This is a genomic window from Peteryoungia desertarenae (assembly GCF_005860795.2).
Taxonomy (GTDB): domain Bacteria; phylum Pseudomonadota; class Alphaproteobacteria; order Rhizobiales; family Rhizobiaceae; genus Allorhizobium; species Allorhizobium desertarenae.
The window spans coordinates 3137177-3160293 of sequence record NZ_CP058350.1 but is presented as its reverse complement, the minus strand read 5'-3'; the positions used below and the strand labels follow the sequence as shown (position 1 = coordinate 3160293).

At 58.9% G+C, this 23117-nt stretch carries 19 protein-coding genes; 8 read left to right on the top strand and 11 right to left on the bottom strand.

The genetic code is table 11. The features are described 5' to 3' along the window. Positions 1-70: 70 nt before the first annotated feature. Positions 71-949 (top strand): 50S ribosomal protein L11 methyltransferase, encoded by an 879-nt coding sequence (locus FE840_RS15425; protein ID WP_138286370.1) that lies wholly within the window; start codon positions 71-73, stop codon positions 947-949. A 136-nt stretch (positions 950-1085) separates the two neighbouring features. Here FE840_RS15425 and FE840_RS15420 read toward each other — a convergent pair whose 3' ends face one another. Continuing rightward, the gene (locus tag FE840_RS15420; protein ID WP_171033668.1) at positions 1086-1259 is read right to left on the bottom strand and encodes a hypothetical protein; all 174 of its coding nucleotides are present in this window, start codon (positions 1257-1259) and stop codon (positions 1086-1088) included. A 280-nt stretch (positions 1260-1539) separates the two neighbouring features. Between FE840_RS15420 and FE840_RS15415 the strand changes: the two genes are divergently transcribed. After that, positions 1540-3375, top strand: coding sequence for an aminopeptidase P family protein (locus tag FE840_RS15415; protein ID WP_138286369.1), 1836 nt, complete (start codon positions 1540-1542; stop codon positions 3373-3375). A gap of 12 nt (positions 3376-3387) precedes the next feature. Here the strand turns inward: FE840_RS15415 and FE840_RS15410 are convergent, their stop codons facing one another. From FE840_RS15410 to pncA, 5 genes are all read right to left on the bottom strand, one after another. After that, positions 3388-3699, bottom strand: coding sequence for an AzlD family protein (locus FE840_RS15410; RefSeq protein WP_138286368.1), 312 nt, complete (start codon positions 3697-3699; stop codon positions 3388-3390). Next, the gene (locus FE840_RS15405; RefSeq protein ID WP_138286367.1) at positions 3696-4421 is read right to left on the bottom strand and encodes an AzlC family ABC transporter permease; all 726 of its coding nucleotides are present in this window, start codon (positions 4419-4421) and stop codon (positions 3696-3698) included. The genes FE840_RS15410 and FE840_RS15405 overlap by 4 nt, the downstream gene beginning before the upstream one ends. 216 nt (positions 4422-4637) lie before the next feature. Further along, a complete protein-coding gene (gene panB, locus FE840_RS15400) occupies positions 4638-5465 on the bottom strand; it encodes a 3-methyl-2-oxobutanoate hydroxymethyltransferase (RefSeq protein ID WP_138286366.1) in 828 nt (275 codons plus the stop codon). A gap of 1 nt (position 5466) precedes the next feature. After that, positions 5467-6339 carry a pantoate--beta-alanine ligase gene (gene panC / locus FE840_RS15395; protein ID WP_138286365.1) on the bottom strand — a complete coding sequence of 291 codons (873 nt, stop codon included), beginning with the start codon at positions 6337-6339 and terminating at the stop codon, positions 5467-5469. 87 nt (positions 6340-6426) lie between these two features. After that, on the bottom strand, positions 6427-7053 hold the full coding sequence (pncA, locus tag FE840_RS15390) for a bifunctional nicotinamidase/pyrazinamidase (protein WP_138286364.1): 627 nt from the start codon (positions 7051-7053) through the stop codon (positions 6427-6429). Positions 7054-7347: 294 nt separating this feature from the next. On the opposite strand from pncA, the gene FE840_RS15385 reads away from it, so the two are divergent. Beyond that, positions 7348-7626, top strand: coding sequence for a DUF6074 family protein (locus FE840_RS15385; protein WP_138286363.1), 279 nt, complete (start codon positions 7348-7350; stop codon positions 7624-7626). Positions 7627-7641: 15 nt separating this feature from the next. Here FE840_RS15385 and FE840_RS15380 read toward each other — a convergent pair whose 3' ends face one another. Together FE840_RS15380 and FE840_RS15375 are read right to left on the bottom strand one after the other, a co-directional pair. Then, positions 7642-8418 (bottom strand): glycosyltransferase family 25 protein, encoded by a 777-nt coding sequence (locus FE840_RS15380; RefSeq protein WP_138286362.1) that lies wholly within the window; start codon positions 8416-8418, stop codon positions 7642-7644. An 81-nt stretch (positions 8419-8499) separates the two neighbouring features. Further along, the gene (locus FE840_RS15375; protein WP_138286361.1) at positions 8500-10980 is read right to left on the bottom strand and encodes an ATP-dependent helicase; all 2481 of its coding nucleotides are present in this window, start codon (positions 10978-10980) and stop codon (positions 8500-8502) included. Positions 10981-11269: 289 nt separating this feature from the next. Between FE840_RS15375 and FE840_RS15370 the strand changes: the two genes are divergently transcribed. The 5 genes from FE840_RS15370 to FE840_RS15350 all read left to right on the top strand — a co-directional run bounded on the left by FE840_RS15370 (position 11270) and on the right by FE840_RS15350 (position 21769). Then, positions 11270-12457 (top strand): efflux RND transporter periplasmic adaptor subunit, encoded by a 1188-nt coding sequence (locus FE840_RS15370; protein WP_138286360.1) that lies wholly within the window; start codon positions 11270-11272, stop codon positions 12455-12457. A 17-nt stretch (positions 12458-12474) separates the two neighbouring features. Next, entirely contained in the window at positions 12475-15579 is a 3105-nt protein-coding gene (locus tag FE840_RS15365; protein WP_246318790.1) for an efflux RND transporter permease subunit, read from the top strand. A gap of 409 nt (positions 15580-15988) precedes the next feature. Beyond that, entirely contained in the window at positions 15989-17398 is a 1410-nt protein-coding gene (locus FE840_RS15360) for an FAD-binding oxidoreductase (protein WP_138286358.1), read from the top strand. Positions 17399-17471: 73 nt separating this feature from the next. Further along, positions 17472-21278, top strand: a complete 3807-nt coding sequence (locus FE840_RS15355; protein ID WP_138286357.1) for an AsmA family protein — start codon at positions 17472-17474, stop codon at positions 21276-21278. 53 nt (positions 21279-21331) lie between these two features. Further along, a complete protein-coding gene (locus tag FE840_RS15350; protein ID WP_246318789.1) occupies positions 21332-21769 on the top strand; it encodes a GFA family protein in 438 nt (145 codons plus the stop codon). Positions 21770-21883: 114 nt separating this feature from the next. Here FE840_RS15350 and FE840_RS15345 read toward each other — a convergent pair whose 3' ends face one another. The 3 genes from FE840_RS15345 to FE840_RS15335 form a co-directional block, all read right to left on the bottom strand. After that, the gene (locus FE840_RS15345; protein WP_138286356.1) at positions 21884-22168 is read right to left on the bottom strand and encodes a ribbon-helix-helix domain-containing protein; all 285 of its coding nucleotides are present in this window, start codon (positions 22166-22168) and stop codon (positions 21884-21886) included. A gap of 78 nt (positions 22169-22246) precedes the next feature. Continuing rightward, entirely contained in the window at positions 22247-22438 is a 192-nt protein-coding gene (locus FE840_RS15340; protein ID WP_138286740.1) for a DUF4169 family protein, read from the bottom strand. A gap of 50 nt (positions 22439-22488) precedes the next feature. Further along, entirely contained in the window at positions 22489-22992 is a 504-nt protein-coding gene (locus tag FE840_RS15335; protein WP_138286738.1) for an SspB family protein, read from the bottom strand. Positions 22993-23117: the final 125 nt, after the last annotated feature.

Sequence of the window (23117 nt, the reverse complement as noted above, 5' to 3'; positions counted from 1 at the left end):
AAGGTTGCCTTGATGCGGATTGCGTTGTACCGCAGCCGCTTGATGATCCCGATCGACAGGACACGCCGCCTTGAGTGAAATCCGCCTCTTTGTCACGACGACCGAAGCCAATGCGAACCGCATCCTGGACCTGATGAGCCTGGAGTTTGGCGAGGAAGATTATGCAATCGCCACCACGGAGATCGATGAAAAGGCGGATGTATGGGAGGTCTCCATCTATCTGATGGGTGATCAGGAAGAAGAGGTGCAGCCGAGGTTCCTGCGCGTTCTTCAAGCCGAGTATCCGGACGATGTCATCCAGCGTGAAGTCATTCCTGACGTCGACTGGATCGCGATGTCGCTTGAAGGCTTGAAGCCGGTAAGGGCAGGGAGGTTTCTTGTTCACGGTTCGCATGACCGGGACAAGGTTCAACCGAACGATCTTGCCATCGAAATCGATGCCGGGCAGGCCTTCGGAACAGGTCACCATGGAACGACTGCAGGATGTCTTGAAGTCATCGACAAGGTCGTCAGTGCACGCAATGTCAGAAACGCGCTTGATCTCGGCACTGGCAGCGGCGTTCTGGCCATTGCCGTGCGCAAGCTGGTCAAGGTTCCGGTTCTTGCGACCGATATCGATCCGATCGCCGTTCGTGTTGCAAAAGAGAACGCCCGGCGAAACGAAGTTGTCAGCGGTATTGATTTCCGCACTGCCCCCGGCTTTCACTCCACCGCTTTTGCCGACCATGGTCCTTTTGACCTTATTATCGCAAATATTCTTGCGCGTCCGCTGATGAAGATGGCGCCGCAGCTGGTCGCTCATCTGGCGCCGGGCGGCTCGGTGATCCTGTCTGGCATTCTGGCCGAGCAGCGCTGGAAGGTGCTTTCCGCCTATAACGGTGCCGGTCTTGCCCATATTCGCACGATCTGGCGAAATGGTTGGGTCACCATCCATTTGATGCGCCAGTAGTGCGTTCAAACTAGAATGTCATGACATGACATGAAAAAAGCGACCCGGGTTGGGTCGCTTTGCGCAGGACGTGACGTCCTGCCTGAACTGCGAGCCGTGGGAGGTCAGCTCAAGCAGTGCACTTTCTTGTCTTGCTTCAGATGATCGATGTCATCGAAGGGCGACGACGCAACTCGTCACGGGTGAGGCCGAGGGCTGCCAGAGACTTGTCATCAAGCGACAGAAGAGCGCCGGTGGCGTAAAGATCGGCACGGCGCTGACGAGCGTCGACGATGTTATCAAATGCCGCGCGCAGGAAAGACTTTGCCATTGCTGTAATCCTTTTCAAGTGAACGCGACCGCCGCGTTCCGATTGACCTGAATATAGGTGAATGAGAGGCATTCAGTTAGGTGGAGCAAGACAAGTCAGACCTGCAATTGTTGCATAGCAATATGGATTTGACTATGTTGTGCTGACTTTTGTGCCAATTCGGGTGGCATTGCGGTCAAATGTTGTGCACTGCAGCAGGGGTTGTGTCTGACAATCACATGGTGCGACAGGCGCGGGGCTTGCTATAAGCGTCGGTGAGATTCCATGAGATAGGTCCATCATGTTCCAGAGCTTCGAGGTCAAATCCACTCCGCAACATGGGCGCGCAAGGGTCGACGCCCTTCGCTCCCATTTCGATGCTCTGGGCGTGGATGGCGTACTCATACCGCGGTCTGATGAGTATCTCGGCGAATATGTTCCCGAATGCGCCGAACGCCTTGCGTGGATGTCGGGGTTTACGGGCTCTGCCGGCCAGTTGCTGGTGACGCGTACCGCTGCCATCGTTTTCGTGGATGGCCGCTATGTGACGCAGGTCGCAGAACAGATTGATCGCCAAGTTTTTACAGCCGGAGATCTGGTCGGTCATCCGCCGCATTGCTTCATTGCAACTTCAAACCTGAAGGGCTTTCGGCTGGGGATCGATCCCTGGGTTCATACAGGCGCGGAGGTGCGCAAGCTGGAGCAGGCTCTCGCTGAAGTTGGCGGTAGCCTCGTCAAGCTTCCACAAAACCCTGTCGACATGATCTGGACCGATCGCCCGGCTGAACCGCTCGGCGCTGTGGTCATCCAGCCAATCAGCTACTCCGGCGTTCCGGCCGAGGAGAAAATTGAAGGCATTGTCAACGAACTGAAGGACCGGGGGCTGGCGGCAGTGCTGATCACAGATCCATCGTCGGTCGCCTGGATCTTCAATCTGCGGGGCGCGGATGTGCCGCATACGCCGCATCCGCTGGCGCGCGCGATCATTGCGGCCAATGGTCGGTGCAGCCTGTTTCTCGACAGCCGCAAGACCAATCTGGAGGTCGAGAGCTATCTGCGTGATCTCTGTGAACAGGTGGCTCCTGTTGAGCTGTCGCAGCGTCTCGAGCAGTTATGCGCGGGTGGCCAGCGCATCCTGCTGGACCCGGATCTTGCGCCGCAGGCGCTTGCGGATCTGGTGCGCGCCAGGGGTGGTGTCGTGGTGGAAGGCAACGACCCAGCCAAGCTCGGGCGGGCGGTCAAGAACATGGTGGAGCTCAACGGTTCCGCCGCCGCTCATCTGCAGGATGGCGTGGCCGTTGTCGAGTTCCTGACCTGGCTTGATCAGCAACCCGCTGGCACCGTGACCGAGATCGGCGCTGCCCAGGAGCTTGAGGCGGCGCGCATGCGGGTTGGCGAAAGGATGCAGAACCCGCTCAAGGACATCTCCTTCGACACGATCTCCGGGGCCGGGGAGCATGCCGCAATCATGCATTACCGTGTGACCATCGAGAGTGACAGGCCGATCCACGCGGGCGAGATGTTCCTCATCGATTCAGGCGCCCAGTATGTGAATGGCACGACCGATATCACACGCACCATCGCCATCGGGGCTGTTCCGGAGGAGCAGAAGCGCTTCTTTACGCTGGCGCTCAAGGGAATGATTGCGATCAGCACGGCGCGCTTTCCAAAGAGTACCCGTGGCTGCGATCTGGACCCTTTGGCGCGGATCGCGCTTTGGAAGGCCGGTGCCGATTTTGCCCATGGAACAGGTCATGGTGTCGGCTCCTATCTGTCCGTGCATGAAGGCCCGCAGCGTATCTCGCGCCTGTCCACCCAGGAGCTTCTGCCGGGCATGATCCTGTCGAACGAGCCTGGTTATTACCGTCCGGGCAGCTTTGGAATCCGGATCGAGAACCTCATTTATGTCCGGGAGGCCGAAGAGATCGAAGGCGGCGACCAGCCGATGCTCGGCTTCGAGACGCTGACCTTCGTGCCGATCGATCGCTATCTGGTGGTGCAAGAACTGCTGACACGCGAGGAGTTGCAATGGCTCGACAGTTACCATGAGCGCACACGCGAGGAACTCTTGCCCCTGATGGCAGACGAGAAGGCTCGAAACTGGCTGATAAAGGCGACCGAACCTTTCGGTCGCTGAGGCTGATATTATTCAAAGCACCAGGTGGCGGATTGCGACCGCAACCGCCCAGCCGGCGAGTAGCATGGGTATCGTGGAGAGCCAGAGGCCTGCCAGCAGGCTTACGGCAAGTGCTACCTTCACCTCCAGGCCGCCGGCCACAAACGCTGGAGCCACAAGGGTTGTCAGAACCGCCGCCGGGACGGCGTTCAAGGCTGCGTCCATTCGCGGCGGAATGTTCTTCATCCTGCGGATCAACAAATATCCGGAGATGCGCGTGGCATAGGTCGCAAGCGCACAGCCAAGGATGATCACCAGCATGTCCGCAGTCAGGAGCGTGTTCATTGGCCGGCCTCCAGCGAATGTGCTTCTTCGTCTGGTTTACGCTTGACGGGTGGCGGCATCAGCGCTGCGGCCAGAACGCCGGCAATCGCACCGATGCTGACATGCCATGGTGAGCCCACAGTCTTGTGAGCGATGACCGAGGCGACTGCGCTGACGGCAACAACGGGCAGGAAGTTGGAGCGCCGGCGGAAACCAAGCACAAGGGCCATGAAATAGATTGGTAGCAAGACGTCGAGGCCGAAGCGGGCCGGGTCGCCAATGAGTTTTCCGAAGAATGCGCCGACCAGCGTCATGGCAACCCAGGCCACAAAAATCGGGAGGCCCAGTCCCATGTACCAGGAAAATGTCACCTGCTTACCGATCTCTCTCCGTTTCAGACTTTCAGCAAACTGGGGATCGGTCAGCAGGAAAAGGGTCGCCGCCTTTTGCCCGAGGCTGAAATGTTCGATCAGCGGGGTCAGAGCGGCTGAGTAGAGCACATGGCGAAAGTTCACGGCGAAGACCGAGAGGATGATCAGCCAGGCGGGGACATGATTGCCGAAGAGTTCGATGCCAACCAACTGGCTTGCGCCTGCAAAGACGGTGGCGCTGGTGAGCCCAGCCTCAAATACTGTGAGGCCATTGGCGACTGCGATGGCACCAAACAGGACGGCAAATGGGCTTGCAGAAATGATGACCGGGACGGCTTTAGCAACGCCGTCGCCGAATTCTGATCGTGACATGCTCGAAACTCTCTTGTGACCCAATCCGGTTACTCCCGCTTTACAACGAGAACAAACCAATAGGATTGATGAACGAACCATCATTCTTGATGGGCCGCTCCGTCACCGTCATGCCTAGGCGACCGGCTGGGGTCTTGTCAGAAAGTTGCATGCTCCGCAATGCTGGCGGTGGAGCGCCTTGCGGCAGCCTGAGAAAGGAGTCGTGTTGCCGGCTGGTTACTTCGCCGGGCGGATCTGGAAGGTGTGTTCCGGTCCGGGGAAGCTTCGGGCCTTAACTTCCGTCGCATAGTCCTCCGCCGCCTTGGAAATGACCTGCGCCAGTTCGGCAAAATGCTTGACGAAGCGTGGTTTGAAGTCATTGAACAGGCCGAGCATGTCATCGGAGACGAGGATCTGACCGTCGCATGCGGGCGATGCGCCAATGCCGATGGTGGCAGAGCGCACGGTTCCGGTGATTTCACGGGCGAGCGGTTCTACCGTTCCTTCGATGACCATGGCGAAGGCACCTGCTTCGTCGATGGCGACAGCATCACGACGGATCTTGTCCTGTTCGGCGTCGCTATGTCCCTTGGAACGATAGCCGCCGGAGGTGTTGACCTGTTGCGGCATCAGGCCGACATGGCCGAAGACGGGAACGCCACGGGCGACAAGGAAGGCCACGGTTTCGGCCATTTCCGCGCCACCTTCAAGCTTCACGCCATCACAACCCGTTTCCTTCATGATGCGGGCTGCGTTGCGGAAGGCTTGTTCCTTGCTCTCCTGATAGGAGCCGAAGGGCATGTCGACGATCACGCAGGCACGCTTGACACCCCGCATGACGGCCTGGCCATGGGCGATCATCATCTCCATGGTCACGCCAACGGTGGTGTCGAGGCCGTAGAGCACCATGCCGAGACTGTCGCCAACGAGGAGCAGGTCGCAATGCTCATCGAAGAGCCGCGCCATCGGGGTCGTATAGGCAGTGAGCGAGACCACCGGACGATTGCCCTTGAGAGCGGTGATATCGGCGGGCGTCAGACGCTTCTGGCGGGGTGGTGTGCTCATGTCAGGCGGCCTCCTTGCCGGGCGCGACTCTCAGGCCAATGACGCGGTTGTCGAGCAGCTTCGTCTTGCCGAAGCGCACGTAGAGGAGAAGAAGGGCAGGGCCCTCGATCGTGTCGAGCCTCCCAAGCGTGCGGGGATCACGAATGGCGATCACTTCCGGCGCCGCGAGGGGTTCTGAGCGGATAAAGTCGGAAAGCCGGGCTTCGAGCGTTGATACGTCGCGAACGCCGCTCAAGAGCAGGCGTTCTGCTTCTGCCAGTGCCTTTGGCATGATCGACGCGGCCAGGCGCTCTTCACGTGTGAGATAGACGTTGCGAGAGGAACAGGCGAGGCCGTCGGACTCCCGCACCGTTGCGACGGGCACGATCCGAACCGGAATTGCAAGGTCCTCCACCATCTTCTGGATGATCGTGACCTGCTGGTAGTCCTTTTCACCGAAGTATGCCGCATCCGCCTGGACGATGTTGAAGAGCTTGGTGACCACCGTTGCCACGCCTGCGAAATGACCGGGCCTTGCTTCGCCCTCCAGTTCCGAGCCCAACTCGGGCAGATCAACGACCGTCTGCATGGGCTGCGGATACATCTCCGACACAGAAGGGGCGAAAAGGATGTCTACTCCTGCGTCCTCCAGCATGGCGCTATCGCGGGCGAGGTCACGGGGGTATTTGTCGAGATCCTCGTTCTTGCCGAACTGGAGCGGGTTGACGAAAATCGACACGACGGTCACGTCGTTTTCCGCCCGGGCATGGGAGACAAGGCTCAGATGCCCCTGGTGCAGGTAACCCATTGTCGGAACAAAGCCGATGCTGCGTCCAGCGCGGCGATGGGGCGCAAGTCTCTCGCGCAATGCGGCGATCGTGGTGATGGTTTCCATGACCGGCGTCCTCCCTGTCTCTTTCTGGCTGGCCTCTAACCCGTGGCGCAAAAAAAGGCAATCAATTGTCGTTGGAACGGGCAGCGATCAGGCTGCGATGTCACGGCTCTGGATGATGGCGACGCCTGCTGCGGCCATGGCCTTCAGCGCTGCGTCGACGCCAGATGGATCAATTCCCCGGCAGCCATCCTCGATCAGGCGCAACTTGACGCCCGGTAGCATTTCAGCGGCATCCAGCACCGAGAACTGGACGCAGTAGTCGGTTGCGAGGCCCATGATATCAAGTTCGGTGACGTGCCTTGATTTCAGATAGTCTGCAAGGCCTGTCAGGGCAGACTGGTCGTTGTCGCGGAACGCGGAGTAACTGTCGACTGCCGGGTTTTCTCCCTTTAGCTGGATATAGTCGATCTGATCCGCCCGCAAATCCGGGTGGAAGGCTGCATCATTCGTTCCCTGGACGCAGTGGTCCGGCCACATCATCTGGGGTTTCCCGGAGAGTTCCCCCATTTCGAAGGGCTGCTTCCTGTCGTGCTGGGATGCGAAGCTGCCGTGATTGGCCGGATGCCAGTCCTGTGACGCGATGATCAGGTCATATTGACCGCTTGCCATCAGGCGATTGGCCACCGGCACCACAGCATCCCCTTCGGCAACCGGCAGATTGCCGCCCGGGCAAAAACCATTCTGGATATCGATGAGCAGCAGGGCTTTGGTCATGGGTCACTCCCGATCTGTGTGCGTTGCAAGATGGCAATCGACGCGGTTGGAATCAAGGTCTCATCTGCGGCATGTCCACTGCACGGAGGGCCCAATGACATGATCTCGTTCCGCAAGCAGGGCTGGTTTCACAAAGACCATCCGGCAATCGAACACGAAGTCTGACGAAGAGTTGAAGCTGCCCTGGCTTTCAACCAGCAGGGTTTTTCGGTTTGATATCTTCGGCGGGTTGAATGCAACGAAGTGTTAACCATGTTGAATCTAAACACGTTTTGTAACGTGAGGATGTTTTCCATGAGTAACGACGCCATGATCGGCCAGCCGAACCCGTCCATCGCCTTCTTTCCTCTTGCGAGCAGACGGGATCTGGTCCGTCGTTCTGCGGAGCAACTTGACCGACTGAATGGTCGCGCTGCCGCTGATTTCTGGAAAAGCACATGTCGTGGCCTTGGCGACGAGTTGCTTGAGCTCGGCTGTCCCGAAGACGAGATGCGGGCGGAAATCATGGATTTTCAGGCAGCAGTCCAGATGGAACTGATGTGGCTTCACCGCTCGGACGAAGCACGCGGCTGACGGAAGGCCTGGCCGTTAGCGGCGATACAGTTTATAGGCCAGCAGATCGCTGCCACGCGCAAAGAAGCGGGATACTTCCAGATAGGTTCGATAGGGCAGGACCGTCAGGTAGCGCCAGACCGGCAGCTTATACTGTCTGATGTTATGCTGGATCTGCGTCTCATGCGGTGAATACTGGCTGCCTGCCAGGGGATAAACAAAGGCCGCCTTCAAGCCATCCAGATATTCCAGATCGAATGCGATATCATAGGCAAGGCGCATCGGAACGAGGCGCTTGGTGATCCAGCGTGCGGCCTCGCGATTCATCACGTAAGCCCCTGCACCTTTTTCCCTCGTCAAGGCCAAGGCCAGCGACCGTCCGTTGCCAAGAGCCCGGAAGGGGTATTTCTTGCCACGATTGACTGTGGTGATCCGCAACAGATCCCAATCATTGGAATGCCGTGCGGCGCGGTCAATCGTGTCGAGGATGTCCTTTTCCAGCGTCACATCATCCTCAAGGATGAGCGCGAAATCGGCATGGCTGTCGAGAAGCCGTTTTGCGCATTCGACATGGCTGAGATAGCAGCCGACTTCCGCCGGTGTCGTGCGCCGGCCATGCATCAGCTTGTAGGAAAGCTCGCTGAATTCCTTGATTGGAAACTCCAGCTTTCGCCCATCAATGCCGGCGACGCGCTCGAAATTCAGCGAAAGAGCCGACAACTTTTCCTGCATCGCGGTCAGGCGCTCTGTCGCGCCATCCATGTTGATCAGATAGATCGCCAGATTGGTCTGGCTGTCAGGCAGGAAATGCAAGGCTGGGCTCCGGACGGAAAGTTCGTTGCGCTGTCCTTAGCAGGGCTGTTGCCCGCGTCAAGTTCGGGGCATGCCAGCCTGTCAGGAGGCCTGAACCCTTTCTACAAAACCATCCAGTACACGCTTCTGGCCAGCCCGGTCGAAATCGATGGTCAGCTTGTTGCCTTCGATGGATGCTATGTTGCCGTTACCGAACTTGAGATGGAAAACGCGATCGCCGACCGAGAAGCGTGACGGCTCGGTCGTCGTCGATTTCGCGACGAGTTCGCCTTCGATCGTCTTTGCGCGGGGTCCGCTTTCACCGTAGCCGATCCGCTCGACCGCATGGCCGGAGCGCGTGCCCCAATTGTCGCGGGTGGCGTCGGTCCTGTTGGCCTGGGCACGCTTCCAGCCGGGCGTCGAATAGCTGTTCTGAAAGGGTTCCTGCTTGTCGAAACGGGACTGGCCGTAGGGGTTGCGGCCGTAGCCGCCATAGGAGGTCTCCGTTTCAGCGACCTCGACATGGGCGGGCGGCAGTTCGTCCAGGAAGCGCGAGGGCAGGGTGGATTGCCAGAGGCCGTGGATGCGGCGGTTCGACACAAACCAGATGTGGCAGCGGCGCTTTGCGCGGGTGATGCCGACATAGGCGAGGCGTCGTTCTTCTTCCAATCCGCTACGCCCGCCTTCATCCAGCGCCCGCTGGTGCGGGAAGAGACCTTCCTCCCAGCCGGGCAGGAAAACGGTCTCGAATTCGAGACCCTTGGCCGAATGCAGCGTCATGATCGATACGGCATCGAGATTCTCGTTGGTCTCGGCATCCATGACGAGCGAGACATGTTCGAGGAAGCCACGCATGCTTTCGAAGGCTTCCATCGAGCGGATGAGTTCCTTCAGGTTTTCAAGCCGGCCCGGCGCTTCGGCAGACTTGTCGTTATGCCACATGGCCGTGTAGCCGCTCTCGTCGAGGATCTGTTCGGCGAGCTCGGTATGCGGCGTGTTTTCGAGCAGCGACTGCCAGCGACGGAAATCCGTGACGACGTCGAAGAGCGCCTTGCGGGCCTTCGGCTTCAGCTCGTCCGTCTCGATGATGTCGGCCGCTGCCGCAAGCATCGGAATGTCGCGGGCGCGGGCATAGTCATGAAGATTGCGGATCGTCGTATCGCCGAGGCCGCGCTTCGGCGTGTTGACGATGCGCTCGAAGGCGAGGTCGTCTGCCGGCTGGCAGACGAGGCGGAAATAGGCCATCGCATCGCGGATCTCGAGCCGCTCATAGAAGCGCGGGCCGCCAATGACGCGGTAATTCAGACCGAGGGTGACGAAGCGATCTTCGAACTCGCGCATCTGGAAGGAGGCGCGCACCAGGATCGCCATGTCGTTCAGCGGATGCTGCTGGCGCTGCAACTGTTCGATTTCCTCGCCGACCGCGCGGGCTTCTTCTTCCGAATCCCAGGCCGCGTGCACGACAACCTTGTCGTCATTCGGATCGATGCGATCCGTAAACAGCGTCTTGCCAAGCCTGCCCTCGTTATGGGCGATCAGGTGGCCGGCGGCGCCGAGGATATGCTCGGTGGAGCGATAGTTGCGCTCCAGCTTGATCACCTTGGCGCCCGGGAAATCCTTTTCGAAGCGCAGGATGTTGTCCACTTCCGCGCCACGCCAGCCATAGATCGACTGATCGTCATCACCAACACAGCAGACATTCTGCGGCACGCCCTCCGGGCGCTGCGCGAGCAGGCGCAGCCACATGTATTGGGCGGTATTGGTGTCCTGATACTCGTCCACCAGGATGTAGCGGAACCGCTGGTGATACTCCTTCAGCACATCCGGATTTGCCTTGAACATCCGGATAGGATGCAGCAGCAGATCTCCGAAATCGCAGGCATTCAGGGTCTTCAGGCGGTTCTGGTAGGCAACATAGAGTTCTCGCCCCTTGCCGTTGCCAAAGGCTCTTGCATCACCTTCGGGTACTCGCGCCGGATCGAGGCCCTTGTTCTTCCAGCCATCGATCATCGCGGCAAACTGCTTGGCCGGCCAACGCTTGTCATCCAGCCCTTCGGCCTGGATGATCTGCTTGATCAGGCGCACCACATCGTCGGTATCGAGAATGGTGAAGTCGGAGGAAAGGCCGACGAGTTCCGCGTGTCGCCGCAGGAGCTTAACGCCGATCGAGTGAAAGGTGCCGAGCCAGGGCATTCCCTCAACCGCGCCGCCGACAAGATGGCCGATGCGCTCCTTCATCTCTCGGGCAGCCTTGTTGGTGAAAGTCACCGCAAGGATCTGGCTCGGAAAGGCGCGATTGCTTGCAAGAATATGGGCGATACGGGTTGTCAGCACGCGGGTCTTGCCGGTGCCGGCACCGGCAAGCACCAGAACCGGGCCGTCAACAGATTCGACCGCTTCCCGCTGTTCCGGATTGAGTCCCGACAGATAATCAGGCATGCGCGCCTGGTCCCGTGCAGCCATGGCGCGGGCGGCAATGCCAAGACCTGCACCCGGTGCAGGGGGCACTTTGCTACCGGCTACGGGTTTGCGCGGCGCGGGCTCTTCATCAAAGAAGGGAATGTCATCAAATCCATTACTCATACGCCCCAATGTAGTGATTCGGGTTGGAAAGGCCAGTCAAAGCGTTCTGGTTTCATTCTTCAGGCACTGTCTCCTTGTGCGACTTGCAGCAAAATCTCTGGCGGAACATGCCGAACAGGAAATGCCTGCAATTTTGAGTGGTGTTCGATGACAAATTTGTAATGTCTGCAGCTGAAGCTTGCCGCTATGCAATCAGCGCTCAATATTGGATCAAAATTTCTTCTTACCTTAGCTCGGCTCACAGATGCGACGTACCGCCTGATGAGAACCGGGCCCCCTGGAGTTGTTCATGGCTGTCTGGAAGCAATTGGTGCTCTGTCTGTCGGTGCTTTTCATCGCCTTTGTCGGCTTTGCCTGGTTTGTCCCCGGCGCCGATGCCATGCTTAAACGCGCGGGTTTGCCGGAGACGATGGTCGCGGCGATTACTCCTTCGTCCTCCGGTGGTGACGCAGGTGGCAACCCAGCGAACGGCATGCGGCGCGGGCCAGGCATGGGCGGCGGCGCAGCTGTTGTGGCCGAGCCGGTGGTCATGGGCGTCATCAATGATCGGCTGACGGCGATTGGCACCGGCGAGGCGATCCAATCGGTGGTGGTCATGCCGCAGCTTTCGGGAACCCTTGCCGAGGTTCTGATCAAGGCTGGGGAGCGGGTCAAGAAGGGGCAGGTTATCGCTCGCCTTGAACGGCGTGAGCAGGAGATTGCCAGGGATCGCGCTGAAGTCGCTCTCAAGAGTGCGCGTGAGCGAACCGCGCTTTACAGCAATCTGGGTTCTGCCGCGTCCAGGATAGACGCTTTCGATGCTGGGATTGCCGAGGAAAATGCCGTGCTGGAACTTCAGACAGCAGAGCTGGAATTGAGCCGGCGTGACATTGTTGCGCCGATTGATGGAATTGCCGGCATCGTTACCGTTGTTCCAGGGGATAATGTCACCAGCTCTACGCCAATTGTAACGCTTGATGATCGCTCCGCGCTTTTGGTTGATTTCTGGGTCCCAGAGCGCTTTGCGCCTCTGATCGAGGAGGGGCAACCCTTGATGGCCACCTCCGTCGCGCGCCCGGGGCAGGTTTATCAAGGGACTGTTGCGGCCATCGACAACCGTATTGACCAGGCCAGCCGCACGCTGCGGGTCCGGGCGGGCATCATGAATGAGGAGGACCAGCTGCGCGCGGGCATGGCCTTCAATGTTTCCATGGAGTTTCCCGGCGATCTCTATCCTGCGGTTGATCCTCTTGCGATCCAGTGGGACAGCGACGGTTCCTATGTCTGGCATGCCAATGAAGGCAAAGCCGAGAAGGTTCGGGTCCGTATCGTACAACGCAATCCTGACGCGGTTCTCGTCGCAGCGGAACTGGAGGTCGGCGATCAGATCGTCACCGAAGGTGTCCAGCGGGTTCGTGAGGGAGCGCCGGTCACGTTGATCGGTCAGGAACAACCGGCTGAGTCAACGCCGGGCGGCGCGCCGGTAGCCAGCCGATGAAGACGGGGAACAGTGGAATGAGCGGGGATGACGTCCAGCCGGGTTTCACGGCTCTTTTCATCCGGCGCCCGATCCTGGCGCTGGTTTTCAACGCCCTGATCGTGGTAGCGGGTCTGGCGGCCTTTTACGGCGCAGAAGTACGAGAGCTTCCTGACGTCGACAGTCCAGTGATCACCGTGCGTACCGATTATTCGGGGGCATCGGCTCAAACCATGGACCAGGAGGTGACGACCGTCATCGAGGGGGCTGTGGCGCGGGTATCCGGTCTGCAGTCCGTGTCGTCTTCCTCGTCCTTCGGTTCGAGCCGGGTCACGCTCGAATTCTCCGACAGCACGGATATCAACATCGCATCCAACGATGTGCGTGATGCCATTTCGCGTGTCCGCAACTCACTGCCCGATCAAGTTGATGAACCCCGGATCATCAAGGCTGATTCCGATTCGGACCCCATCATGCGGCTGTCCGTAACGTCAGACAGGTTGAACACCGAAGATCTCACACTGCTCGTCAATAACGAGATTGCCGACCGGCTGGCATCGGTTGAGGGTGTGGCCGATGTCCAGATCTATGGAGATCAGGAAAAGATCTTCCGGATCGACGTGGATCAGGCAGCCTTGGCGAGCCGTGGTCTGACGCTTGCCTCGCTTGGTTCGGCACTTTCGAACATTGCCTTTGATGTTCCTGCAGGTTCGCTGACCAGTTCGACCCAGAACATCGTGGTGCGGGCAACTGCAGATATCCGTACGCCAGAAGACTTTGAAAACCTGATCATTCAGGATCGCGTGCGCCTTGCAGATGTCGCCACAGTCACGCTTGGGCCCGACACGGGTTCGACGGTCCTTCGTGCCAATGGTGAAGCGGGCGTTGGTCTTGGTATCATCCGCCAGGCCCAGTCAAACTCGCTGAGCATTTCAAACGGCGTGAAGGCGATGGTGGAGCAGCTTTCTGCCGGTCTGCCGGAAGGCACGAGCCTGAGGGTGTCCAGCGATGATGCTGTGTTTATTCGTGGCTCGATCAACGAAGTCGTGAATTCATTGCTGCTCGCGGCATTGATTGTTGTCGTGGTGATTTTCCTGTTCCTGCGGGACTGGCGTGCGACCATCATTCCGGCGGTAACAATGCCCGTCTCTCTCATCGGCACCGTGGCGGCCGTCTATCTGGCTGGTTTCTCCATTAACATCCTGACCCTTCTGGCCATCGTTCTCGCAACCGGCATGGTGGTCGATGACGCCATCGTGGTTCTTGAAAACATCGTGCGGCGCGGCAGGCAGGGCCTGGGACCCCGCGCGGCGGCCGTGCTTGGGACACGTGAGGTCTTTTTTGCCGTCATCGCCACGACGGCAACGCTTGCTGCCGTCTTCGTGCCTCTTTCCTTCCTGCCTGGACAGGTTGGGGGCTTGTTCCGGGAATTCGGTTTTGTCCTTGCCTTTGCGGTCACGCTTTCCTCAGTGGTCGCTTTGACACTCTGTCCGATGCTGGCATCGCGTCTTCTTTCCACCGAGATGAAGTCGGCAAAGCCGGGCATGCTTGACGGGATCGGCGGCGTTCTGGGGAGGCTTTATCAGCGTTCACTGACTGCTGCACTCAATACACCGCTTGTTGTTTTCACCATCGCTGCGGTCTTCATCGGAGCCGCCCTCATCGCCTTCACGCAGGTCACCAGAGAGCTTACGCCGAGAGAGGATCGTGCAGTGCTCCTGGTTCGGGTTTCCGCGCCGCAGGGCGTCAGCCTCGACTATACACAGGACCAGATGCGGCGGATCGAGGAAGCGGTCTTGCCGATGCGACAGAACGGCGAGGTCGAGAGTGTCTTCTCGATCTCCGGCTTTGGCAGCAGCACAAACTCCGGTTTCATGGTTCTGTCGCTGGCGCCGTGGGAGGAGCGCACGCGCAGCCAGGACGAAATCGCCGGTGATCTGCGCCGCGCACTCATGCAGGTTCCAGGCGTTCAGGCTTTTCCGTTGCAGCCCAACAGCTTGCGCATTCGCGGCGGCGGAAATGGCCTGCAGTTCGCGCTGGTCGGTACAGGTCATGAGCGGTTGTTGGAAGCGGCGAAATCGCTGGTAGAGGCCATGGAACAGTCCGCTAGTTTTGATTCTCCGCGGCTCTCAGACGATGTCAGCCAGGCGCAGCTTGGCGTTATCATCGACCGTGAGCGGGCGGCGGATCTTGGAATTGACATCAGTGGTCTGGCGACTGCGCTCCAGGCGCTTCTGGATGGCCGCTCCATAGGTGAAGTCTATGTCGAGGGGGAGGCCTTTCCGGTCAAGCTGACATCAACAACGCGCCCTATTGACGATCCGACAGATCTCGAAAATATCTTCCTCAGGACCGCTGACGGCAAGACGGTACCGATGTCGGTGATTGCACGGCTGGAGGAGAGGGCAGTGGCGCCCTCTCTGTCCCGCGAGCAACAGCTGGCGGCGGTGTCCATTCGCGCCAGCCTCGGCGAAGGTGTCTCGCTTGGTGCCGCTGTTGAGGAAGCCACGGAACTGGCGGAACCCTTGCTTCCACCGGGGGCGCGGGTCATGCCGCTTGCGGAGGCGCGCACACTCGACCAGAACTCATCCGGCATGGCGGTCACGTTCGCCTTTGCCCTCGTGATCATCTTTCTTGTTCTGTCTGCGCAGTTCGAAAGCGTGATTTCTGCCTTGATCATCATGGCGACCGTGCCGCTCGGCCTGGCCTGCGCCGTCTTTGCTTTGCTGATCACCGGGACATCGCTCAACGTGTATAGTCAGATCGGGCTGGTGTTGCTGGTTGGCGTCATGGCAAAAAATGGCATCCTCATAGTCGAATTTGCCAACCAGTTGCGCGACAAGGGGCAGTCGGTGCGAGAGGCGATAGAAGGGGCGGCATCCATACGGATGCGGCCGGTCATGATGACCATGATTTCCACTGTCCTGGGCGGCTTGCCGCTTGTTCTGGCCAGCGGTGCGGGCGCGGAAGCGCGAATAGCGCTTGGCTGGGTCATCGTCGGAGGACTTGGCTTCGCGACTTTCGTGACGCTCTACATTACGCCAGTTGCCTATCTGATGTTGGCGCGGTTCTCCAAGCCTCATGCCGAGGATGAGGCCAAGCTGGCGAAGGAAATGCGGATGGCTCATATCAAATCACGGTGATCGGAACCTGCAGGATGGTTTATGGCGGGTCGCTGGCGAGGCGCGACGCGCCCGGCGATGCTGTGGCATCGACCAGGCGGCGCAAGAACGCCGGAGGCCTGCCATAAGCTGCCTTCGGTTGGCTTCTCGTTGCTTCTGGCGTCGTCGAGTTCCTCGACCGGTGCGCAAGGATCGCCCGGCATACCTCTCCGAGCCAGCAGGGGCGATCAAGCCGATACTCTAGGTCCCTGTCTTCGAGATTTGCTATCAGTCCATCGAAGCTTGGGAATCGGGTATCTGCATCCGATCCCTTTTCTCAACGGCGTGGCTCGTTCTTGGTTGCATCGCTGGACAAGTGACAGTCGGTCGCCTAGCAAGAGGGAGCCGGTCTTGCTGATGTCCGGCGGTGTGGACGGGAGGATGCACAGCAATGGCTTTGAAAGATGTTGTTTCGGGAGTGCGAAATGAGGAAGGAATATCGACCGTTCTTGGCATCCTCAAGCAGCGCTATGGAGAACGGTTCCAGACTGGTCAGGCCTTTCGAGAACAACATAGCCATACGACATCCTATCTGCCGTCCCAATTGCCTGACGGTGTGGTTTTTGTAGAGAGCAGCGGTGATGTGCAGGATGTGGTGAAGCTCTGCGCTGCCCATCACGTACCCATCATTCCATTTGGAACAGGCTCGTCGCTCGAAGGGCATGTGAACGCGCCAAGCGGCGGCATCTCCGTCGATTTCACCCGCATGAACCGGATATTGGCCGTCAATGCCGAAGATCTTGACTGCACGGTCGAGCCGGGGGTGACGCGGGAAGACTTGAACACCTATCTTCGCGATACCGGCTTGTTCTTCCCTATCGATCCGGGTGCGAATGCATCGATTGGCGGCATGACGGCGACGCGTGCGTCGGGCACCAATGCGGTCCGCTATGGCACGATGAAGGACAATGTCCTGTCACTGACCGTGGTGACTGCTGACGGCGAGGAGATACGGACAGCCCAGCGGGCGCGAAAGTCGTCGGCAGGCTATGACCTGACGCGGCTTTTTGTCGGCTCCGAAGGAACGCTTGGTTTGATCACGTCGATTACGCTTCGACTGCAGGGTATCCCCGAGAAGATCAGTGGAGGCGTATGCGCTTTCCCCACCCTGAAGGATGCCTGCGACGCGGTCATCATGACGATCCAGATGGGCGTTCCCGTCGCACGCATCGAATTGCTCGATGAGAGGCAAATTCGTGCCTGCAACGCCTATTCCAAACTGTCCTATCCGGAGCGACCGACCCTGTTTGTCGAGTTTCACGGAACCGAGGAAACGGTTTCACTGCAGGCTCGGCAGTTTGCGGATATCGCCGCCGAATTTGGTGGCGACAGTTTCGTCCATACCACCAATCCGGAAGAGCGGGCCCAATTGTGGAAGGCGCGACACAACGCTTATTGGGCCAGTCGTGCGCTGGCTCCCGAGCTTGGTGCCTTGTCCACAGATGTTTGCGTACCGATTTCAAGACTTGCCGAGTGTGTCGCCGCCACTCAGGACGATATTCGCGAGCATGGTTTTCTTGCGCCGATTGTCGGCCATGCGGGAGATGGCAATTTTCATGTCCTGCTGCTTTTCAACGACAAAGTGCCAGCTGAGCTTGAAAAAGCGGAAGCCTTTATCTCGCGGCTCAACCAACGTGCACTGGCCATGGATGGAACCTGTACCGGTGAACATGGAATAGGTCAGGGCAAGATCGGCTATCTCGAGCAGGAGCTCGGCAGTGCGCTGCCGGCGATGCGTGCCATCAAGAAAGGTCTCGATCCAGACAATATCCTTAATCCGGGCAAGGTTTTCCGATTTTAGTTGGTATGCTTTGAACTTGTCCACGGGGGGAATTCCATTACCTTTGCGGCGATAAAGTAAGGAGTGGCATTCGGTGCTCGGACGCATCCTGGTAACGCTTGGCGGCTTGTTGGTTGTGGCTCTGTTTGCAGCTCTCCTCGCCCCCTTGTTCGTCAACTGGACGGATTTCCGTCGTGAATTTGAGGTCAGTGCCAGCCGGATCATCGGCAAGAAGGTCGAGGTCCGTGGAGATGTGAGCGCACGACTCCTGCCATTCCCTTCGGTGACACTCGAAAATGTCACCGTCGGCACTGACAAGGACGGACAGCCGCTTGTTCATGTCGCAAGGTTCTCGCTCGATGCAGAGTTGGCGCCATTTCTTTCGGGCGAGGCGCGCATCTTTGATATGCGAATCGATGAGCCAAAGGCACGTCTTCGATTGCTGGAGGATGGTACACTGGACTGGCTTCGCGGCAGCCAGGTTGACATCCCCGCCCGCAGTGTTGTGCTGGAAAACATCACTGTCACGGGTGGCGAGATCCAGTTCGTCGATGAGCAGTCCAGCCGAACCTGGCTACTTACGGGACTGAACGCGGACATTTCCGCCGATACTCTTGCAGGCCCGTGGTCCGTCGATGGGCGTGTATTGCTTGAAGGCGAGGCAGCAGCTTTCAACCTCTCTACCAATCTGCCGGGTCCAACCGGCCTTCCGCTTCGGCTTCGGCTCCGTCCTGAGGAGCGGCCGGTCTCTCTTTTCCTTGATGGCCTTCTGGAACTGGTCGATGGAAAGCCGGTCTATGGTGGTGCCTTTGTGGCAAACTTGATGCCCATAGGCGAAGACGGCGTGGGCGAAGACGATGATACTCCGGCACCGCGACTTCGTGGCGATTTTACCCTTACCAATGAGCGCATTGATGTTCCCGCCTATCGGCTGGAGGTGGGTGGGCTGGATGACCCCTATGTCGTCACTGGTCAGGCGAAGCTTGATGCCGGCCTGATCCCCGAGTTCCTGCTGACTGCCGACGGGCAGCAGATGGATGTCAACCGTCTTTCGGGACAAGGGGCACAGGCCAAAACGGCCAGATATCCCGCTGCGTCCTTGCAGCAGAGGCTTGAGCGGGTCATCGAAATGGCTTCGACCATTCCGGTGCCGACCGTACCCGGAAAGGCAAGCCTCAAGCTCCCCGCCATTGTCGCCGGAGATACGGTCATTCGCGATGTTGCCCTCGAAGTTGCCCCGGCCGGCCAGGGGTGGCAGGTCGAAAAGGCAACGGCCATTTTCCCCGGGCGAACGCAACTCGAGGCCAGCGGGCGTCTTGATCTGCGTAACCAACCATCCTTTGTCGGTGATCTGTTGATTGCATCGACACAGCCATCCGGCCTTGCAAGCTGGATTGCCGGCTCGGTCGACCCTGCGCTACGGCGTTTGCAGTCCTTCGGCTTTGCCGCTTCTGTCAATCTCAGTGCCGGGCTTCAGCGGTTCGAGAACCTGGAACTGTCGATCGGCCCGGCGATCCTGAATGGCAGGATTGAACGGGAAAACCCTGAAGGCGTACCGTCCTCCCTCTCAGTCGATCTGTCGGGACCGGCCCTTGATCTTGATGCGGCGCGGGCGATTGCCGGCCTGTTGGTGGGAGAGGGGGCGGAACGACAAATTCTTGCCGACCGGATTGCCGCACGGTTGAAGATCGACACAGTGAGAGCCTTCGAGGTCGACAGTCGCGATCTCGATACCGTCTTCACTCTGGATCATCAGTCGGTTGCTGTCGAGCGCCTGAATATCGGTGAGATCGCCGGTGCAAGCTTGCGACTTACCGGTCGGGCTGAGGGGACCATTCTGGAGCATGATGGTCAGGCCCGTGTGTTTCTGACGGCTGCCGATCCCGCCGACTTCCTTCAGTTTCTGTTGGAGCGTTTGGGTGATGCGCCGTGGCTTCACCACCTGCGCAATCACGCGTCCTGGTATGCCGATACCAGCCTCTCCGCAGATGTGGCTTTCGGCGCCGCGCAGGGCGGTGGACTTGCGGCCTCGATCACCGGCACTTCGAATGGCAGCCGCGTGACGGCATCATACCAGAACAACGATCTCTTCGATCTTGTCGGGCGTGCAGAAACGCGCACATCCGTTACCCTGAGCAATCAGGAGAGCCAGATTCTGCTTGGTCAGGCGGGGTTGTCTCCCTTGCCCTTCGATACCGGTTTGGGGGGCGAGCTACAGCTCACCGTGGATCAGCAGGCCGGCCAGGCCAAGACCACCGTCGTGTTTGCTGACGGCGACGGTACCCGTTTGAATGCGCAGTCAACGCAACTGCCAGAGCGCAGCAGCATTCTGGCAGGTGACTGGTCGGTGAGGCTCCAGTCTCCGGACCTCTCTTCCCATCTTCTTGCGGTTGGAGCCGGCATACCGCAGATCGCAAGTGGCGTTGCCGTCGACCTTGAGAGTGCCTTCACGCACACGGATGAGGTGACCAGGATTGGTGAACTCAAGGGGCGGGTCAACTCCGGCGATGTCGCGATCAAGGGGGAACTCGCCTGGTTGCCTGTCGCACCGAAATTCACCGGGGAGATTTCACTTGGTTCGCTCGATCTTTCGTGGTTGGTCGAGTCTGTGACGGGCCCAGTCGCGGATGCGGCCTCCGGTGCCTTTGTTGCCGAGCAATTTGCCGCCAGGGGTGCGGTGCTGGATGTCGATGCGGACCTCAAGGTTGCTACTTTTGACCCCGGATATGCCGGCACTATCTCCGACTTCACCGCAAAGCTGCGACGGACCAGCCAGGAAGTGGCTCTTGAAGGGGCAAGCGGACAGTGGCTTGGCGGGGCGCTGGCCGGGCGCCTGACGCTGGCGAATGCGGAGGGGTCGGGATTGCTGCAGGCGCGGCTCGACCTGAAGAATGCCGATCTGGCTTCCAGTCTCTCGACACTTGCTGCCGAACGCGGGCTGGATGTCGCGGGGATGGAAGGACGCTATGATCTGACGCTTGTCGCAGAAAGCACCGGAACCTCGATTGCAGCCCTCATGAGTGGTGTAAGTGGATCGGGTGAATTGCGCGCCCGAGACGTATTGGTCCCCACCATGCGTCTCGACATTCTGGCGCCGCTCCTCGCGGAAGCCGACACTCTGGGGACCGAAGTTGCCGAACCTGCGGTAACCGCGATTGCAGACCGGCTTGTCAGATCGGGCTCCACGACAATTGAAGAAGTCTTCCTGCCGTTCTCCCTCGTGGATGGGACTGTGCGCGTGCAGAATGCACGTCTGGAGACAGATCCCGCTATCGTCACAGGCAACCTGCGCCTCGACCTCCCGACCCAAACCTTGAACGCGGATATGCGGGTGGCGCTGGCTGCTGGCGAGGCAGCATTGACGGGTGCTGATCCCGAGTTCCAGATGAGCTTTGCAGGCGGCGCACTTGCCCCTAAACGCAGTCTCAGTGCAACTGATCTCAGCAATTTTGTGGCCTTGCGGGCCTTCGAGCGCGAGCGTCGCCGGGTAGAGGCGCTGCAGGCAAATGTGCTGGAAAAACAGCGGCTGCGACGGGAGGCTGCGCTGGCGCGTTTCAATGCGGACGAGCGCGCCAAGGCGGAGGCTGAAGCGGCTGCAGCAGCAGCTGCTGCCGCAGAAGCAGAAGCGGAGCGAATAAGGCTCGAAGAAGAGGCCAGGTTGCGTGATGCAGCTAATGCGACATCAGGCACTGGAGTTGCCAATGGAACAGATGCTGAAAACGCGGTGACACCGCACCAGTTCGCTCCGCAAGGGGGAACGACGAACAGCACGCCCCCAGTTCAAACTCCGCCCGTCTCGACCGGCACCCGCACACTTCCCGTGCCGCAACAGGAGCGCGTTATCCGACAGCCGCTGCCGCCGGTTCTCAATGGTTTTGAAGATCTTCCCGGTGTGAATTGAAGACATCGGCTGTGACCTCACCGGTTACAGCGACCGTGCGCTCATTGGTGTAAATGAATGAGAATGAAACAGAGAAGAGTATGATGAAACCCGCGAAAGGCGGCTCCTGTCTGTGCGGCGCCGTTCAATTTGAGATTTCGGGCAAGTTTGAGAGTTTTTTCCTTTGCCATTGCAAACGCTGCCGCAAGGACACGGGGTCTGCCTATGCAGCCAATCTGTTTTCTTCGACGGCGACCCTGAACTGGATTTCTAGTCTCGACAGCATCCGGACATACCGGATTCCGGGGACGCGTCATGAAAAAAGCTTCTGCACCCAATGCGGGTCTGCTGTTCCAAGTGTTCAGTCAGAGGGAAGCATGGTTGTCGTGCCTGCTGGAAGCATGGACAGCATGATCGACATCCAGCCGAGCGCGCACATCTGCTACGCAAGCCGAGCCGAATGGGATGGGCTTTGCGAGGAGATTCCAAGGGTGGACGAACTGCCGGGCTAGTGTCGGTTCTGCGAAATGGCTGCTGCGGACCAGGCCTCTTTGTCTAAAGCGAGCGGCTAGGCCGCGATTACCCATGACACTGTTCTTCATCGCCGGGAAACGCTGCCGCCCGCCTCAATCGTTTCGAAGATCCTCCCGGCGTGAACTGGGCTCGATATTGGCCTTGGCTGTATCGGTCGGCGCTGACGCTACCTTCGCCTTGAGGTCAGCATAAACATGCAGGCGAAGTGCCGAGGAAAGGTTGGCCGTCGTGCCCCGATGAGAATCCACTTCTGCGATCAATGCGGCAAGCGACATCTGTCGCCGCTCGGCCATCTGGCGAAGCTCTTCAAGAAAGGGTTCTTCCAGCGAGAAGCTTGTTCGGTGACCATGGAGCGTGATCGAATGCTTTCGTATCATTGTCCCACTGCTCCGGCGTGTTGATGAACTGGTTGAGGTTTCTTGTCCAATCCATTGAAAATATGAATTTCTCCAGCTCTAGTCGGGATCCTTCCTGTCCAGCCGGCCTTGTTCGTGTTGCTTGTCTGCTTTTTGCCGCAAGGCTTCGGTGAGCTTCTTCTCAGCCTTTGTACGACCGTGCAGGGCACGGTTCTGATCCGCTTGTGACTCCTTCACGGAGCGCGCCTTGGCTTTACGGAACTGTCGAAGATTGATGACATCGGCAGTCATGAAGCTGTCCTCATCCATGCAGGGCCAGATTTCGGCGCCCCGTCGAAAATTCAGTGCTTCTTGCGAAACGCGTCGAGCGACACGACGGAGCCTTCCTTCTTTTCATCGGTCTTGGCTTCGCCTTCTTCGGTTGGTTGCGCCGTTGCGTCCACCGGATAGGCGGTGATCTCGGCGCTGTCCTCCTGTTCTTCGACGAGAGGAACATCAAACTCCAATTCGAAGTTCACCGACGGATCGTAGAAACCGCGTATTGCGTTGAAGGGTATAACGAGCTTTTCCGGCGTGTCCGAAAAGGAAAGGCCAATTTCAAACTGGCTTTCGCTGACCTTCAGGTCCCAGAATTGGTGCTGGATGACAATGGTCATCTGCTCGGCATATTTCGCCTTCAGTTGCTGGGATATGCGAACGCCGGGCGCGCCCGTCAGAAAGGTGATGAAGAAATGATGGTCACCGGGAAGCCGACCCGTCGCTGCGACTTCTGACAATACCTTGCGAATGACACCGCGCAGGGCATCCTGAGCGAGAATGTCGTAGCGAATATGGTCGTGCCCCATCAGATCCTGTCTTTCCTTGTCCAGCCGCAAACGACGGCTATATGCCATGGCCTCGTGCAGCGGGGAACCCCGAAACGCGAGTCTCGTCGCTATAGATTACACCATTTGATTTCGATGCGGTAGCA